At 72.5% G+C, this 14,614-nt stretch carries 13 protein-coding genes and 1 pseudogene; 10 read left to right on the forward strand and 4 right to left on the reverse strand.

Translation table 11 applies throughout. From position 1 onward, the window contains the following. Positions 1–26: 26 nt before the first annotated feature. The 7 genes and pseudogenes from HHX41_RS08215 to HHX41_RS41640 all read left to right on the forward strand — a co-directional run bounded on the left by HHX41_RS08215 (position 27) and on the right by HHX41_RS41640 (position 7,693). Entirely contained in the window at positions 27–1,562 is a 1,536-nt protein-coding gene (locus HHX41_RS08215; RefSeq protein WP_169985833.1) for an FAD/NAD(P)-binding protein, read from the forward strand. A gap of 82 nt (positions 1,563–1,644) precedes the next feature. Beyond that, entirely contained in the window at positions 1,645–2,460 is an 816-nt protein-coding gene (locus tag HHX41_RS08220) for a class II aldolase/adducin family protein (RefSeq protein WP_182905442.1), read from the forward strand. A 198-nt stretch (positions 2,461–2,658) separates the two neighbouring features. Further along, positions 2,659–3,999, forward strand: a pseudogene (locus tag HHX41_RS08225) (class II 3-deoxy-7-phosphoheptulonate synthase); the annotation flags it as partial. Between the two features lie 39 nt (positions 4,000–4,038). Beyond that, positions 4,039–4,425 (forward strand): chorismate mutase, encoded by a 387-nt coding sequence (gene aroH, locus HHX41_RS40295; RefSeq protein ID WP_259400814.1) that lies wholly within the window; start codon positions 4,039–4,041, stop codon positions 4,423–4,425. Then, positions 4,425–5,642, forward strand: coding sequence for a prephenate dehydrogenase (locus HHX41_RS08230; protein WP_220503896.1), 1,218 nt, complete (start codon positions 4,425–4,427; stop codon positions 5,640–5,642). Before aroH ends, HHX41_RS08230 begins: the two co-directional genes overlap by 1 nt. Positions 5,643–5,762: 120 nt before the next feature. Beyond that, a complete protein-coding gene (gene moaA, locus HHX41_RS08235; RefSeq protein WP_182905445.1) occupies positions 5,763–6,752 on the forward strand; it encodes a GTP 3',8-cyclase MoaA in 990 nt (329 codons plus the stop codon). Between the two features lie 29 nt (positions 6,753–6,781). Then, the gene (locus HHX41_RS41640) at positions 6,782–7,693 is read left to right on the forward strand and encodes an NTP transferase domain-containing protein (RefSeq protein WP_310741838.1); all 912 of its coding nucleotides are present in this window, start codon (positions 6,782–6,784) and stop codon (positions 7,691–7,693) included. Positions 7,694–8,001: 308 nt separating this feature from the next. Here the strand turns inward: HHX41_RS41640 and HHX41_RS08245 are convergent, their stop codons facing one another. Next, the gene (locus HHX41_RS08245) at positions 8,002–8,325 is read right to left on the reverse strand and encodes a DUF3099 domain-containing protein (protein WP_310741839.1); all 324 of its coding nucleotides are present in this window, start codon (positions 8,323–8,325) and stop codon (positions 8,002–8,004) included. Positions 8,326–8,410: 85 nt separating this feature from the next. Between HHX41_RS08245 and HHX41_RS08250 the strand changes: the two genes are divergently transcribed. Then, entirely contained in the window at positions 8,411–8,626 is a 216-nt protein-coding gene (locus HHX41_RS08250; RefSeq protein ID WP_079314915.1) for a dodecin, read from the forward strand. 222 nt (positions 8,627–8,848) lie between these two features. On the opposite strand, the gene HHX41_RS08255 is transcribed toward HHX41_RS08250, so the two are convergent. Next, entirely contained in the window at positions 8,849–10,231 is a 1,383-nt protein-coding gene (locus HHX41_RS08255; protein WP_169985821.1) for a metallopeptidase TldD-related protein, read from the reverse strand. Next, positions 10,228–11,721: a TldD/PmbA family protein gene (locus HHX41_RS08260; protein ID WP_169985819.1), complete on the reverse strand. Its 1,494-nt coding sequence runs from the start codon at positions 11,719–11,721 to the stop codon at positions 10,228–10,230. The genes HHX41_RS08255 and HHX41_RS08260 overlap by 4 nt, the downstream gene beginning before the upstream one ends. Before the next feature lie 77 nt (positions 11,722–11,798). On the opposite strand from HHX41_RS08260, the gene fabG reads away from it, so the two are divergent. Then, positions 11,799–12,503, forward strand: coding sequence for a 3-oxoacyl-[acyl-carrier-protein] reductase (gene fabG, locus HHX41_RS08265; RefSeq protein ID WP_169985817.1), 705 nt, complete (start codon positions 11,799–11,801; stop codon positions 12,501–12,503). A gap of 60 nt (positions 12,504–12,563) precedes the next feature. Continuing rightward, positions 12,564–13,328, forward strand: coding sequence for an enoyl-ACP reductase FabI (gene fabI, locus HHX41_RS08270; protein WP_169985816.1), 765 nt, complete (start codon positions 12,564–12,566; stop codon positions 13,326–13,328). A 128-nt stretch (positions 13,329–13,456) separates the two neighbouring features. Here the strand turns inward: fabI and HHX41_RS08275 are convergent, their stop codons facing one another. Then, positions 13,457–14,614, reverse strand: coding sequence for an LLM class flavin-dependent oxidoreductase (locus HHX41_RS08275; RefSeq protein WP_182905447.1), 1,158 nt, complete (start codon positions 14,612–14,614; stop codon positions 13,457–13,459).

Raw genomic sequence — 14,614 nt, forward strand, 5'->3', positions numbered from 1 at the left:
CATAAATCGACAGGCGAGGCTGACACATGTCTGGAATCTCAATCGGTGTGATCGGAGGCGGCGCGTCCGCGGTCTGCCTCATCGACGCGTTGGCCCGGGAGCGGGGAAGGCCGGGCAGCATCACCGTGTTCGAACCGTCCCCCAACCTGTGGCGGGGCCGGGCCTACCAGGTCGACACCGAGGTCATCAAGGTCAACGCGACCCCCGACGACATGTCGGCACGTGTGGGCGACCTTCACCACTTCGAGCGCTGGCTGGAGATACGGGAGCGCGTCGCCGACGACGCCGGGTACGTCGACGCCTACTCGGGAGCACGTTTCGTACCGCGGACCGTCTACGGCGAGTACCTGGAGCAGACGGCGTACGCGGCACTGGGGGAACTGCGCAGGCAGGGCTGGCGGGTCGATCTCGTCGGAACCGCGGTCACCGGGGCCCGGCGGACCGCCGACCACGTGCTGCTCAGTACGGGCGGCACGAGCGCGGGCGCGTTCGACTACGCGGTTCTGTGCGTGGGCGGCGACGGCCCCAGGGACGTCTACGGGCTGACCGGCGCACCCGGATTCGTCGCCGACCCGTACCCTGTCTCCGGCAGTCTCCGCCACATCGGGGAACGGCAGGACGTGGCCGTCATCGGCAGCGGCCTGACCGCGGTCGACGTCATCCTCCACCTGGACGCGCAGGGGCATCAGGGACGGATCACCCTCCTGTCCAGGAGGGGTGTGCTCCCCGCCGTCCGGCAGCGGCCGATCGAGCTCGAACTGCGCCATCTCACCAAGTGCCACATGCGCTCACTCGCCCGGCAGCGGCGGGAGATGTCCGTGGAGGACCTCACGGCGGTCGTCCGGGCCGAACTCGTGGACGCCGGCGCGGACCTCGACGCGATACGCGCCGAGATCGTTGACGTGGACATGGAGCCGCCGGTCGAACGCCTGCGCCGTCATCTCGCCGCGGTGGACTCGCCGGACCCGGGCCTGCGGATCCTGCAGCGCGCGGTCCCGGACATCGGCCCCGACGTCTGGCCGTTGCTGACGGAGCGGGACAGGGCGGCGATGCTGCGTTCCCACTACCGCACCGTCATGAGCCTGTGCTGTCCCATGCCGCCGAGCAGCGCGGCGCGGCTGCTCGAACTCGTCGACGCCGGCCGGCTGGACGTGCGGTCCGGGCTCCAGAAGGTCGCCGTACGCTCCGGTGGCGGCTTCGAGCTCGCCACCTCCGACGGGGAGGTCATCGGCGCCGACACGGTGATCAACGCGGTGAACGCGTCCGAGGACCGGATACCGGCCGCCGCCCGGTCCCTGGTGACCGCGCTCACCGCCGGCCGCGCCGCGAGCCCCCATCCGCACGGCGGACTCCGGCTGGCCCGGGAGACGAGCCGCCTCATCGCGGGCGGCGCACCGGATCCGCGCCTGTACGGACTCGGCACCATCGGGGCCGGAGCCCTCTTCTTCACCTTCGGCATCCCGTCCCTGGTGGACCGCAGCGAGGACATCGTCGCGGCCATCCTGCAGCACGCGGAGGCCGGAGACGCCGCCCGGTCCGAGGACGTCCTGCTCCCCGCGTAGCGGGTCCCGGCGCCCACGCCCGCTCACCAGCTCACACGGCCTGCCCAGCAGCACAGACCAGCAGCAGAGAGGTGAAACGACCATGACCATGACGACGGCCGCCGAGCCGCGCCCGGCGTACCTCGCGGACACCGCGACGGGCCTGCCCATCCCGGGCGAGCCGGCCTTCGACAGTCCCGACGAAACCCGCCGCCACCGCAAGCAGCGCCTGGCGGCGGCCCTCCGGCTGTTCGGCAAGTACGGGTTCGGGGAGGGCATCTCGGGCCACATCTCCGTACGCGACCCGGAGCACCACGACCGTTTCTGGGTGAACCCCTTCGGCGTCTCCTTCAACCGCGTACGCGTCGCCGATCTGATCTGCGTCGACTCCGCCGGACGGGTCGTCCACGGCAGGCACCGGGTCAACCCCAGCGCCTTCGTCATCCACTCGCAGATCCACGAGCTCCGGCCGGACGCCACCGCCGTGGCGCACGGACACACGGCGCACTCGCGCGCGCTCGGCGCGCTCGGCCGCCTGCTGGAGCCGATCGACCAGGAGTCGGCCGCCTTCTACGGCCGGCAGACCCTGTACGAGGCGTACGAGGGCCCCTCCGTGTCCCTGGAACAGGGCCGGGACATCGCGGACAAGCTCGGCGACAACCGGGCCATCCTGCTGCGGCACCACGGGCTGATCACGGTCGGCGGGTCGCTGGACGAGGCGGTCCACTGGTTCTTCACCTACGACAGCTGCGCCCAGGTGCAGCTGCTCGCCCTGGCGGCCGGCACCCCGCGGACGTTCACGCGCGAACAGGCCGAGGCCGCGGGCGCCGGATTCGGCGATCCGCAGCTCGGCTGGTTCAGCTTCCAGCTGCTCTGGGACGAGATCGTCGCCGAGCAGCCCGACCTGCTCGAGGAGTAGCACGCCCGCCGAGGTCCGGCCGCCGCCGCGGCCTCCGGGCGGCTCTCGCCGTACCGGCGCGTCCGGAGGGCGTGGCGGCGGGTGCGCGCGGAATGCGGACCCGGCACACATACCTGTGAGGCAGAAGGTGCGACCCAACGCGTGCATGGCCATCGAAAGCACGGACGATCTCGTCCCCAGCCGGAAGACACCACAGCCATGAATTCTCCGCAGAGTGCCCCGGTGGGCCAGTCCTGGCGAGACCTACCCGCGGCGCAGCAGCCCGAGTACCCCGACCGCGAGGCTCTGCGCGGTGTGATCGCGGACCTCGAGTCGTACCCCCCGCTCGTCTTCGCCGGCGAGTGCGACCAACTGCGCGCCCGCCTGGGAGCCGTCGCCAGGGGTGAGGCATTCCTGTTGCAGGGCGGCGACTGCGCCGAGACCTTCGGCGGGGTCTCCGCCGACCAGATCCGCAACAAACTCAAGACGCTGCTCCAGATGAGCGCGGTCCTCACGTACGCCGCCTCCATGCCCGTCGTCAAGGTGGGCCGGATCGCGGGGCAGTACTCCAAGCCGCGTTCCGCGCCCACCGAGACCCGCGACGGCGTGACGCTCCCGAGCTACCGGGGCGACTCCATCAACGGCATGGAGTTCACCCCCGGGGCCCGCACACCCGACCCGGAGCGGCTCAAGCGGATGTACCACGCGTCCGCCTCGACGCTGAACCTGGTGCGGGCCTTCACCACCGGCGGGTACGCCGACCTGCGCCAGGTGCACTCCTGGAACCAGGACTTCGTGAAGTCCTCGCCGGCGGGCCGGCGCTACGAGGCCCTGGCCCGGGAGATCGACCGGGCGCTGAGCTTCATGAACGCCTGCGGGGCCGGTCCGGAGGAGTTCGGCGCGGTCGAGTTCTACTCCTCCCACGAGGCGCTGATCCTGGACTACGAGTCGGCGCTGACCCGGACGGACTCCCGCACCGGGCGGCTGTACGACGTGTCGGCGCACATGGTGTGGATCGGGGAGCGCACCCGGCAGCTCGACCACGCGCATGTCGCGTTCGTCTCCGGGATCCGCAACCCGATCGGGGTGAAACTGGGGCCGTCCAGTACTCCGGAGGAGGCGCTGGCCCTGATCGACCGGCTCGACCCCGAGCGTGAGCCCGGCCGGCTGACGTTCGTCACCCGGATGGGCGCGCGCGCCGTCCGGGACCGGCTGCCCGAGCTGGTGGAGAAGGTGACCGCCGAGGGCGCCCAGGTGGTGTGGGTCTGCGACCCGATGCACGGCAACACCTTCGAGGCGGCCTCCGGGCACAAGACCCGCCGCTTCGACGACGTGCTCGACGAGGTCAGGGGCTTCTTCGAGGTGCACAGGGCGCTCGGCACCCACCCGGGCGGCATCCACGTGGAGCTCACCGGGGACGACGTCACCGAGTGCCTGGGCGGCGGAGACGAGATCCTCGTCGACCACCTGCACCGGCGCTACGAGACCGCCTGCGACCCCCGGCTCAACCGCAGCCAGTCCCTCGAACTGGCCTTCCTCGTCGCGGAGATGCTCCGTCAGGACCCGGCGGGGAGGGGGGCTTCCCCGGGCGGGACGGGGATGACCGTCCGGGCGGTGCGGGGCGCCATCCAGGTCGAGCGGGACGACGAGCCGCACCTCCTGGAGAGCGTCCAGACCATGCTCCGCAAGATCATGGATGCCAACGACCTGTCGCCCGACGACCTCATCAGCATCGTGTTCACCGCCACCCCGGACCTGGTGAGCGCGTTCCCCGCTGCGGCGGCGCGCGCGATCGGCCTCACACACGTCCCCTTGATGTGCGCGCGGGAACTGGACGTGAAGGGAGCGCTGCCCCGAACGGTGCGCGTCCTCGCGCACGTGCGGACCGCCCGAGCCGTCCGCGACGTCCGGCACGTGTACCTGGGGGGCGCGGCGGCGCTGCGCGAGGACCTGGCACAGCCGGGAGAAGGGGGAGTGACCCTGTGATGCGCACCATGGCGGTGGTCGGCACAGGTTTGATCGGGACATCGGTGGGGCTCGCGGTGAGCCGGCACGGCGTCATGGTGCATCTGCTGGACCAGGACGAGACGGCGGCGCGCACCGCGGCGGCGCTGGGCGCCGGCGTGGCCGGCGCCCCGGCGGAGCGGGTGGACCTCGCCGTGATCGCCGTACCGCCCAGCAGGGTGGGCGCGGTGCTGGCCGAGCAGCAGCTGCGCGGACTCGCCCACGCCTACACCGACGTGGCGAGCGTGAAGTCCGCCCCGGCCCGCGACGTGCTGCGCACCATCTCCGACCCGGTGACGTTCGTGGGCGGGCATCCGCTGGCGGGCCGGGAGAGGTCGGGCCCGCTCGCGGCCCGCGCCGACCTCTTCGAGGATCGGTCATGGGTGCTCACGCCCACGCAGGCCACTTCGCAGCCGGCCCTGAACCGGGTGCTCGAGATGGTGGCCCTGTGCGGTGCGATCCCCGTGGTGATGGAGGACCAGGCGCACGACGCCGCCGTGGCGTTGACGTCCCACGCCCCGCACGTGGTGGCCAGCCTGATGGCGGCGCGGCTCCAGGCCGGGCCTGAGGAGGCCTTCCGGCTCGCCGGGCAGGGACTGCGCGACGTCACCCGCATCGCGGCCGGCGACCCTCACCTGTGGAGCGACATCCTCCAGGCCAACGCCGCCGCGGTCGCCAGAGTGCTGCGAGCGCTGAACGACGACCTGTCGGCCGTGCTGGCCGCACTCGACGACCTCGCGGCGGCCGAACCGGTGCGCGAGGGTCACAGCGTGATGAGGATCGAGGACCTGCTGCGCCGGGGGATCGCCGGACTCGACCGGATCCACGGCAGGCGCACCGGCACGCCGCCGGGCCAGGTGCGGTTGCGGGTCGCCGTGGGGGAGCGGCCGGGGGAGCTGGCGCTGCTGCTCGCCAGGCTCGCGGAGCTCGGAGTCGGCCTCGACGACGTCGCCGCCACGGCGTCTCCGGATCGAGGGGCCCTCTTCGCGGAGTTCGGCCTGTCCGCGGTCCGGGCGGAGTCCGCGTGGCGGGCGCTGACGGAGGGGGGCTGGGCCGCCGAACGCATCCATCCGATTACGGCGCCGGAGGGCTCGGGTGGTGCGGACGCCGTCGCACCCCTGCCGCCCGCCGATCCCGGCGTCCCGTCACTGGACGACCAGGTGGAGGCCGGCCGGCAGGAGGCCCTGAGCAAGCCGTGAGTGCGGCGGCTGCGAAGCCGGTCGGTGGCCGGGCGGGAATCAGGGCGGGGACGGCGAGGTTGTCGCCGTCATGACGGCAGGGCTTAGGCTTGAGGCTCTCTGGGGGTTGGAGGTCCTCTCGTGCTGGTTGACTCGTTCGGCCGGGTCGCGACCGATCTGAGGGTGTCGCTGACCGACCGGTGCAACCTGCGGTGCGCGTACTGCATGCCGCCCGAGGGCCTCGACTGGCTGCCCAAACCCGAACTGCTCACGGGCGAGGAGATCGTCCGCCTGGTGACGATCGGCGTGGGGCGGCTCGGCATCCGGGAGGTCCGCTTCACCGGTGGCGAGCCGCTGCTGCGGCGGGAGCTCGTCGAGATCGTGACCGCGACCGCCGCGCTGCGCCCGCGTCCACAGGTGTCGCTGACTACCAACGGCATCGGCCTGGTCCGCCTCGCGGAGCCGCTCGCGCGGGCCGGCCTCGACCGCGTCAACGTCTCGCTGGACACGCTCGACCGTGACGTGTTCGTCCGGCTCGCACACCGCGACCGGCTGCGCGACGTGCTGGACGGGCTCGCCGCCGCGACGGCCGCGGGGCTCACACCGGTCAAGGTCAACGCGGTGCTGATGCGCGGCGTCAACGAGCACGAGGCCGTGCCGCTGCTGCGCCACTGCCTCGACCGGGGATACGAGCTGCGCTTCATCGAGCAGATGCCGCTCGACGCCCAGCACGGCTGGCGCCGCGACGACATGATCACGGCCGACGAGATCCTCGGGCTGCTCAAGGACTCCTTCGACCTCGCCGAGGACGACCCGCGCGAGCGGGGCAGCGCCCCCGCCGAGCTGTTCCTGGTCGACGGCGGCCCGCAGCGGGTGGGAGTGATCGGCTCGGTCACCCGGCCGTTCTGCGGCGCCTGCGACCGTGTCCGGATCACCGCCGACGGCCAGGTCCGCAACTGCCTGTTCGCCACCGAGGAGTCCGACCTGCGTACGGCGCTGCGCTCGGGCGCCTCGGACGAGGAACTGGCGGAGCGATGGGTCGCGGCGGTGCGGGGGAAGAAGGCCGGGCACGGCATCGACGATCCCGCGTTCCTGCAGCCGGCCCGTCCGATGTCGGCCATCGGCGGCTGACGGGGCCCCGAAGAGTCCTGGAGTCCGCCGTGCGTCCTGTCCACGAAACCGGAACCGGCGCCGGCGTCGGAACCGGAGTCGCGGCGTACGACGCCGTGATCCTGGCGGGGGGCCGGGCCGAGCGCCTCGGCGGGGCGGACAAGCCGGGCGCGCTCGTCGGCGGACTGCCCCTGGTCGAGCGCGTGGCGGCGGCGGTCCGCGACGCCCGCACCGTGGTCGTGGTGGGCCCGCTGAGGGACATGCCGGGCGTGCTTTTCACCCGTGAGGACCCGCCGGGCGGCGGGCCCGTTCCGGCGCTGCGTGCCGGGCTCGCCGAGGTGACCTCCCCGCTGGTCGTCCTGCTCGCCGCCGACCTGCCGTTCGTCGTCGCCGGTCACGTCGGGGCACTCCTGGCGGCCGTGCCCGAGGGCGGCGCGGGCGCGGTGCTCGTGGACGACGAGGGCCGTGAGCAGTGGCTCACCGGAGCGTGGCGGACGGCGACGCTGCGGGCGGCGCTCGGCGCGTACCCGGGGCGGTCGCTGCGCGGGCTGCTCGGCCCGCTGGCGCCGGCGCCCGTGCGCCCGCCGGTGGCGCCGGGCGAGATCCCGCCGTGGTTCGATTGCGACACCGTCGACGATCTCCGCGCGGCCCGCGAACGGGCCGTGGGACGTGGGGTGAAGGGAGTGCGCGTGAACGTGCTGGAGGAATGGGCGGCGCTGGTCTGCCGCGAGCTGGGCATCGACCCCGCCAGGGTGGACCGGACCGCGGTGCTCGACCTGACGAGGGATGTGGCGCACGGCGTGGCGCGGCCGGCCGCCCCGTTGACCGCCTACCTGCTGGGGCTGGCGCAGGGGGCCGGCACCGCGCCGCCGGACGCGATGGAGCGGCTGTCCCGGATGGCGAAGGACTGGGCGCGGGCGACCGCGGAGGCGCCCGCCACTCCTGACACTCGTGACTCCTGACAGCCCCGGTTCCTGACACCTGCTGCCACGGCCCCGGCGCGCCGCGGGAGGGGGAAGGGCGGGCGCCGGGGGCCGTTCGGCGGAAGGGCCGTCTCCTAGGGGGGGACGACCGCGACGGCCGGTCCGTGAGGTCCGTGTAAAGATGTCAGAAAAGGGCGACGCCGGGTGGTTACGGGGGCAAACCACCCGGCGCCGCTTCATCGGCGTTCCGACGGGGGCCCGGAACGCCGGCACCAGCGCTCCGACGGGGGACCAGAGCGCTTGGCTAAACTGTACACCTCCAACCCATGGGTTGCGTCAAGACTTTGTCACGACCCGATCTCGCGTCGATGGCGTGGTATCTCGTTTTGGTCAGGTGACGTAAAGCCCGGGGGCGGAGGAGGCTCATGACCTCTTTGGTTAGCCCCGATTACGGCAAGGTATGGCAAAAGAACGGCCCCCGCGACGAACAGGGCCTTGACGGGCCAGGGGGCCGGTACCGCCACCGCCAGGATCAGGCAGACGAGCCGGATGCCCATCTTGATGAGGTAACTGATCTCCCGCTTGCGCACGTCGTCGGTCAGCGACGGCTGGGCGTCCGTCACCTGGTGAACGACCGGGCGGTCTTTTCTCAACCAGCGCCATGGATTCACGGTTTCCACGGTAGACCCCGGGGTGAGGCGGGGTGACGCCCGCACGGCGATACGATCACGCGACAGGCACAGGCAGGAGGACATGATGTCGGATCGCACCTACCGGGTGACCGAGATAGTGGGCACCTCGGCCGAAAGCGTCGACCAGGCCATCCGCAACGGCGTCAGGCGGGCCGCCCAGACGCTGCGGCACCTGGACTGGTTCGAGGTGACCGAGGTGCGCGGGCACATCGTGGACGGCGAGGTGGCCCACTTCCAGGTCGGCATGAAGGTGGGCTTCCGCCTGGAGGACGCCGAATGAGGCGATGTGAGGCCCTGGCACCGGCCACCGGATCGCCCTTCCGCTCCGCCGCGCGGTGACGATCGGTGGCGGGCCGGGCGCGTCGTCCCGGCGACGTGCGCACAACGCTGTCCGCGCCGCGCCGGCACTTCCCGGACCGTCGGCGCCGCTGGACGCGCTCGCCGAGGCCGGGTTCCCCCGGGAGCTCGCGCGGGATCGCGACCGCGCCAGGTGTACTGACGCCTAGCTGGCCTGGCTGACCGTCGACATGTTGAAGTCGGGCACGCGGACGGGCGGCATGACGGCGCGGGTGAACCAGTCGTTCCACTCGCGCGGCAGCGTCTGCTCGCTCGCGCCCACCTCCGTGAGGCGGCCGAGCAGGTCGACCGGCGACTCGTTGAACCGGAAGTTGTTCACCTCGCCCACGACCTCGCCGTTCTCGACGAGGTAGACGCCGTCCCTGGTCAAACCGGTCAGGAGCAGCGACTGTGGGTCGACCTCGCGGATGTACCACAGGCAGGTGAGCAGCAGGCCCCGCTCGGTCGAGGCGATCATCTCCTCCAGCGAGCGGCCGCCCTCGGGCCCCGTCATGATCAGGTTGTCGATCTGCGGGGTGGTGGCGAGGCCGGTCAGCTCGGCCGAGTGCCGGGTCTGCACGAGGTTGGCCAGGGTGCCGTCGCTGATCCACTCGGTGCGGGTCAGGGGCAGGCCGTTGTCGAAGACCGACTGCTCCCGGCCGGAGGAGTGGGCGACGACGAACGGCGCGCACTCGACGCCGGCCCGCGCCGGGTCGCTGTGCAGCGAGATCGGCAGCGGTGAGAGCCGCTCGCCCACCCGGGTGCCGCCGCCGGGCCGTGAGAACACCGTGCGGCCGTCCGCGGCGTCCCGCGCGCCCGCCGCCCAGTACAGGTAGATCAGCAGGTCGGAGACCGCGGTCGCGGGCAGGAGCGTCTCGTAGCGGCCCGGCTCCAGGCTGATCCGCCGCTTGGCCCAGTCCAGCCGCCGGGTGAGCGTCTCGTCCAGGGCGGCCACGTCCACGTCGGAGAAGTCGCGGGTGGCCACGCCCGTCCACGCCGAACTCGACATGTCCGCCGACTTGGCGTTCAGTTCGAGCCGCCCGGTCGGCTGGTCGTGGCGCAGCCGCAGGCCGGTGGACGAGCCGACGAACGTCGAGGTCACGATGTGCTCGGCGAAGCCGTACAGCCTGCGGCCGGAGGCGTCGGCGGCGGCGAACGCCTCGCCGAGCGCGGGGGCGAAGTCCCGGAACACGTCGATGGAGGTCGGCTCCACCGGGCGCTCCCAGCCCTCCCCGGCGGTTCCCCCCACCAGCGCCCGGGCGTCCTCCGACGGCCGGGCCTCCCGCGCGGCGCGGTCGGCCTCGGCCACCACGTCCCCGAGCTGATCGGCGCGTACGGCGGAGCGTGAGACGACCCCCACCCCGGCGCCCACGACGGAGATCACGGTGAGCCGGGACGAGCGCGCGACGCCGTTGGTCGTCAGCGTGTTGCCGGCGAAGCGCAGATTGGCGGTCGAGCCCTCGTCCGCGATCACGACGCAGCCGTCGGCCCCGCTCAGCGCGAGCGCCCGCTCCACCGTCTCCTGCGGTGTGGTCACCCCGTCGCTCACTTGCCACCCTCCTGGACGGTGTTGAGGATCCGTACGCCGCGGAACAGCGCCGCGGGGGCGCCGTGGCTGACCGGAGCGACCTGGCCCGGCTGGCCCTTGCCGCAGTTGAAGGCGCCGCCGAGCACGTACGTCTGCGGACCGCCGACGGCCTCCATCGAGCGCCAGAAGTCCGTGGTGGTCGCCTGGTAGGCCACGTCGCGCAGCTGCCCGGCCAGCCGGCCGTTCTCGATCTTGTAAAACCGCTGCGCCGTGAACTGGAAGTTGTACCGCTGCATGTCGATCGACCAGCTCTTGTCGCCGACGACGTAGATGCCGTGCCCGACCCGGGAGATCAGCTCGTCGGTGGACGGGCCGTCCGCCGCGGGCTGGAGTGACACGTTCGCCATCCGCTGGATCGGCACGTGCCCGGGGGAGTCGGCGAAGGCGCAGCCGTTCGACCGGCCGAGCCCCTTGAGCAGCGCCATCCGCCGGTCGAGCTGGTAGCCGGCCAAAGTGCCCTCGCGGACGATGTCGAACGACTGGCCGGCCACGCCCTCGTCGTCCCAGCCGACGGTGGCCAGGCCGTGCTCGACCGTGCGGTCGCCCGTCACGTTCATCACCGGCGAGCCGTAGTGCAGGCTGCCGAGCTGGTCGAAGGTGGCGAACGAGGTGCCGGCGTAGGCCGCCTCGTAGCCGAGCGCCCGGTCCAGCTCGGTCGCGTGGCCGATCGACTCGTGGATCGTGAGCCACAGGTTCGACGGGTCGACCACCAGGTCGTACGGCCCGGCCTCGACCGAGGGCGCCTTGAGCTTCTCGTCCAGCAGGTCGGGGATCTCGGCCAGCTCGGCGGGGAAGTCCCAGCCGGTGCCGGTCAGGTACTCGTACCCCCGGCCGACCGGCGGGGCCAGCGTGCGCATGTCGTCGAACCGGTCGCCGTCGGCCCGCATCGCCGTCAGGACGGGGTGCAGCCGCACCCGCTGCTGCGTGGTCACCGTGCCGGCCGTGTCGGCGTAGAACTTCTGCTCCTTGACCTGCGTCAGCGAGGCCGAGACGTGGTCGACCCGGCCGAGCAGACCCGACGACCACTCCGCGAGCAGCGCCGCCTTGTCCGGCAGCGGCACGTCGAACGGGTCGACCTCGTAGGACGAGACCCAGGTCACGTCGTCGTACACCGGCTCGGGGGCGAGCTCCACCGGCTCGCGGTTGATGGGCGCGCTGACCGCCGCCACCCGCACGGCCTCCTCGGCGGCCCGGGCCGCCGCCTCCGGGGTCAGCTCGATCCCGGACGCGAAGCCCCAGGTGCCGTCCTTGACGACCCGTACGGCGAAGCCGAGGTCGTCGGCGTCCGAGGAGCCCTCGAGCCGGGCGTCGAACAGGCGCAGCGTCTCGGCGCGCACGCGTTCGAGCCGGAACGAGGCGTGCTCGGCTCCCAGGTCACGGGCGCGCTGCAGGGCCGCGTCCGCCAGCCGCCGCAGCGGCAGGGCGAGGAAGTCGGGGTCGATCTGGCGCATGTCCACGATCCTAACCCTGTGATCTTGTGTCCAGCGGACAAGAGGACTACCCCCAAGTAGCCGATACCGTCGGTCGCATGGTTCGCTCTGTACTCGTCACCGGCGGAAATCGCGGCATCGGTCTCGCGATCGCCCGTGAGCTCGCCGCCGCGGGGGACGCCGTCGCAATCACCTACCGTTCCGGCGAGCCGCCGGAGGGGCTGTTCGGGGTTCGCTGCGACGTGACGAGCTCCGCCGACGTCGACGCCGCCTTCGAGAAGGCCGAGGCCGAGCACGGCCCGGTGGAGGTGGTCGTCGCCAACGCGGGGATCACCAAGGACACGTTGCTGCCGATGATGAAGGAGGAGACCTTCACCGACGTCATCGACACGAACCTGACCGGCGCGTACCGCGTCGCCAAGCGGGCCGTGCGGCCCATGCTGCGGCTGCGGCGCGGGCGCATCGTCCTGATCTCCTCCGTCGTCGGCCTGTCCGGCTCGGCCGGCCAGACCAACTACGCCGCCTCCAAGGCCGGCCTGGTCGGCTTCGGCCGGTCGCTGGCCCGCGAGCTCGGCTCGCGCGGGATCACGGTCAACGTGGTCGCGCCGGGGTTCGTGGAGACCGACATGACCGCGGTGCTCGACGAGGCGCAGCAGGAGCAGATCCGCAAGAGCATCCCGCTCGGGCGGCAGGCGCAGGCGGAGGAGATCGCCCGGGTCGTCAGGTTCCTGGCGAGCGACGACGCCTCCTACATCACCGGGGCGGTCATCCCCGTCGACGGCGGCCTCGGCATGGGCCACTGAACAGGCCACTGAACAGGCCACCGAACAGGCCACCGAGCGGACGACAGACTGGAGCTGGACATGGGTTTGCTGGACGGGAAGCGACTGCTGGTCACCGGCGTCCTCACCGACGCGTCGATCGCCTTCAACGTGGCGAAGCTGGCCCAGGAGGAGGGCGCCCAGGTCGTGCTGACCGGCTTCGGCCGTCTCAGCCTGGTCGAGCGCATCGCCAAGCGGCTGCCCGAGCCGCCGCCGGTGATCGAACTCGACGTGCAGGACAACGACCACCTCGACACCCTGGCCGACCGCGTCGGCGCGCACCTCGACGGGCTGGACGGAGTCGTCCACTCGATCGGGTTCGCCCCGCAGTCCTGCCTCGGCGGCAACTTCCTCAACACCTCGTGGGAGGACGTCGCCACGGCGGTCCACGTCTCGACGTTCTCGTTCAAGTCGCTCGCCGTCGCCTGCCTGCCGCTGATGAAGGAGGGCGGCGCGGTCGTCGGCCTGGACTTCGACGCGACCAAGGCGTGGCCCGTGTACGACTGGATGGGCGTGGCCAAGGCAGGGCTCGAGTCCTGCTCGCGCTACCTCGCCCGCGACCTCGGCAAGCACGGAATCCGGGTCAACCTCGTCGCCGCCGGTCCGCTGCGCACGATGGCGGCCAAGAGCATCCCCGGGTTCAAGGAGTTCGAGGACTCCTGGCCGGAGAAGGCCCCGCTCGGCTGGGACCTGGCCGACACCGCCCCCGCCGCCAAGGCGTGCGTCGCGCTGCTGTCCGACTGGTTCCCCGCCACCACCGGTGAGATCGTCCACGTCGACGGCGGCGTCCACGCGATGGGCGCCTGACGGCGTCCGCCGGCGGCATGCCGGCTCCTGACGTCCGGCGGGCCGGCGCGAATCGATCGGCCGGTCCCGCCCGGGGCCCGCGGCACGGCATCAGGACGGCGTAACCGGAACAAGCGTCACCGGAACACTCACCGGGACGGGGCGCCGGCGAACGGGATGGCGGCAGGAGCCGGGTCCTCCAGCGTGTCCACCGGGTGCCGCCACAGCCCCCTGCGACGCAGCAGGGGCAGGACGCCCTCGCCGAACCAGTAGGCCTCTTCCAGGTGCGGGTGACCGGACAGCACGAACTCGTCGACGCCGAGCGCGTGGTACTCCTCGACGCGCTCCGCCACCTCGGCGTGGCTGCCCACGAGCGCCGTGCCCGCGCCGCCGCGGACCAGGCCGACCCCGGCCCACAGGTTCGGCGAGACCTCCAGCGCGTCGGTGCGGCCCCCGTGCAGGGCCCGCATGCGCCGCTGCCCCTCCGACCCGCTGCGCGCGAGACCTGCCTGGACCGACGCGATGACCGCCGGGTCGAGCGCGGACAGCAGGCGCTCGGCCTCCGCCCACGCGTGCGCCGAGGTGTCCCGGCTGATGACGTGCAGCCGGATCCCGAAGCGCACCTCGCGGCCGGCCGCGGCCGCCTCCCGGCGGATCCAGCCGATCTTCTCCGCCACCTGCGCGGGAGGTTCGCCCCAGGTCAGGTAGACGTCGCAGTGCCGCGCCGCCACCCGCCCGGCCGCCGGGGACGACCCGCCGAAGTACACCGCGGGGACGGGGGACGGCACCCGGCTCAGCGCGGCGTCGGTGACGCCGACGTGCCTGCCCGCCAGGGTGACCCGTTCCCCGCGCCACAGGGCGCGTACGACCGTCAGGAACTCGTCGGTGCGCTCGTAGCGCTCGTCCTTGGTGAGGAAGTCGCCGTAGGCGCGCTGCTCGTGGTCCTCGCCGCCGGTGACGACGTTGACCAGCAGGCGCCCGCCCGAATGCCGCTGGAACGTGGCGGCCATCTGCGCGGCGAGCGTGGGCGACAGCAGCCCCGGCCGGAAGGCGACCAGGAACTTCAGCCGTTCGGACCCGGCGACCAGCATGGCGGTGGTCAGCCAGGCGTCCTCGCACCAGGCCCCCGCCGGGGTGAGCGCGCCCTCGAAGCCGAGTTGCTCGGCGGCGCGCACGATCTGGCCGAGGTACGCCAGCGAGGCCGGCCGGTCCCCGCCGGCCGTGGTGATGTCGGTGCCGTGCCCGCCGCCGACGAGGTGACGGCTGTCGCCGTACGTGGGCAGGAACCAGTGGAACGTCAGTGTCAT

Origin of the sequence: Microbispora sp. H13382 (assembly GCF_014161445.1) — a bacterium.
Taxonomy (GTDB): domain Bacteria; phylum Actinomycetota; class Actinomycetes; order Streptosporangiales; family Streptosporangiaceae; genus Microbispora.

Coding starts and splice junctions, on each gene's coding strand:
- HHX41_RS08215 (WP_169985833.1), top strand. CDS start 27: ATGTCTGGAATCTCAATCGGTGTGATCGGAGGCGGCGCGTCCGCGGTC.
- HHX41_RS08220 (WP_182905442.1), top strand. CDS start 1,645: ATGACCATGACGACGGCCGCCGAGCCGCGCCCGGCGTACCTCGCGGAC.
- aroH (WP_259400814.1), top strand. CDS start 4,039: ATGACCGTCCGGGCGGTGCGGGGCGCCATCCAGGTCGAGCGGGACGAC.
- HHX41_RS08230 (WP_220503896.1), top strand. CDS start 4,425: ATGCGCACCATGGCGGTGGTCGGCACAGGTTTGATCGGGACATCGGTG.
- HHX41_RS08250 (WP_079314915.1), top strand. CDS start 8,411: ATGTCGGATCGCACCTACCGGGTGACCGAGATAGTGGGCACCTCGGCC.
- HHX41_RS08260 (WP_169985819.1), bottom strand. CDS start 11,721: ATGCGCCAGATCGACCCCGACTTCCTCGCCCTGCCGCTGCGGCGGCTG.
- fabG (WP_169985817.1), top strand. CDS start 11,799: ATGGTTCGCTCTGTACTCGTCACCGGCGGAAATCGCGGCATCGGTCTC.
- fabI (WP_169985816.1), top strand. CDS start 12,564: ATGGGTTTGCTGGACGGGAAGCGACTGCTGGTCACCGGCGTCCTCACC.
- HHX41_RS08275 (WP_182905447.1), bottom strand. CDS start 14,614: ATGACACTGACGTTCCACTGGTTCCTGCCCACGTACGGCGACAGCCGT.